This is a genomic window from Sphaerisporangium sp. NPDC049002 (assembly GCF_040649355.1).
In the GTDB taxonomy this organism is placed as follows: Bacteria; Actinomycetota; Actinomycetes; order Streptosporangiales; family Streptosporangiaceae; genus Sphaerisporangium.
In genome coordinates this window covers 1-1,074 of sequence record NZ_JBEZFH010000471.1, presented here as the reverse complement: position 1 = coordinate 1,074, position 1,074 = coordinate 1, and the positions used below count along the sequence as shown (strand labels likewise).

1 protein-coding gene is annotated in these 1,074 nt (G+C 67.3%); it reads right to left on the bottom strand.

Annotation, left to right across the window (positions count from 1 at the left end):
* Positions 1-719, bottom strand: a 719-nt coding sequence (locus AB0B89_RS36580) for a hypothetical protein (RefSeq protein ID WP_358562420.1), incomplete at its 3' end; no start/stop codon positions are given.
* Between the last annotated feature and the right edge of the window lie 355 nt (positions 720-1,074).

Below are 1,074 nucleotides of genomic sequence, written 5' to 3'. Positions count from 1 at the left end.
CCGTTCCAGTCACCCACGATCGGGATCTGCGGGCTGCTGCCGTAATAGATCACCGGACGCGTCGCGACACTGGAATCCAGACTGTCCGACAAGTAATACTCCAGGACCCCCAGATCGCCGCCGTCCTGGACGACCTTGTCGTAGCGGTAGGCGGTGTAGACGTAACCGGGGTGACCGCCGACGGTCCCGCTGAAGGTCCTGCCGGTCTCGTGCGTGGGCGGCGAGTTCCCGTCGGCGCCGCCGCCGAAGGAGAAGACCGAGAAGTGGACGTGGTCCGGTTCCCAGTGGTCGAACAGGACGGCGTGGTGGCCGTTGCCGTTGTTGACGTTGAGCAGGTCACCCGGGCGCAGGTCGGTCGAGCTGGAGGGGGAGGAGGAGATCACGTTGGGCGCGCGGCCCGGCAGGGTCGCGGTGGTCAGGCTGGTGCCGAGGTGCCACGCCATGGAGACGGCACCCGAGCAGTCGGGCCGGTAGTTGCGGCCCGAGACATCGGGAGCGCTCGTGTTGCCGCTGGCGTCGTACTTGATGTAGGGCCGCCGGTTGACCCAGTCCCACGCGCGGGCGATCACTTCGGACGCGGTGATGGTGCCGTCGACACTGGACGCCGCGCTCGCCTGCGGGGCCTGGACCACGGCGACGCCGGTGAACGCGGCGCCGACCATCGCGGAGGTGGCGACGAGACGGGTGAGGCGGCTGCGGAGCCGAGCTGAGATGCTCATTGGATCCCTTCCAAACTATTTACGGTCGTTTCTGCGTTTTCGAGCACATTCATAGAGTCGGGCGGCGCTCTACAACTTCGCTTTAAGTTCGCTCCAGAAACGACCGCTTCAGAAAGACGATTCGGCCCTGCGTTATCGGGCCGGCGAAACGCGCAGGCGGGCGAGAATGGGGGCGCGGCCGATCGCCCGCGGACGGAAACGCGAGATGGGGGCGGACATGGAGTCCGCCCCCTTCGGGGATGCGCGCCGCTGAAGTGGGTCTAGCGGGCGAGGCCCTGGGTGTCGATGCCGTCGCCGTTCCAGTCGCCGATGACGGGCAGGTCCCCGGTGGTGTTGCCGTAACCGATCGCCCTGG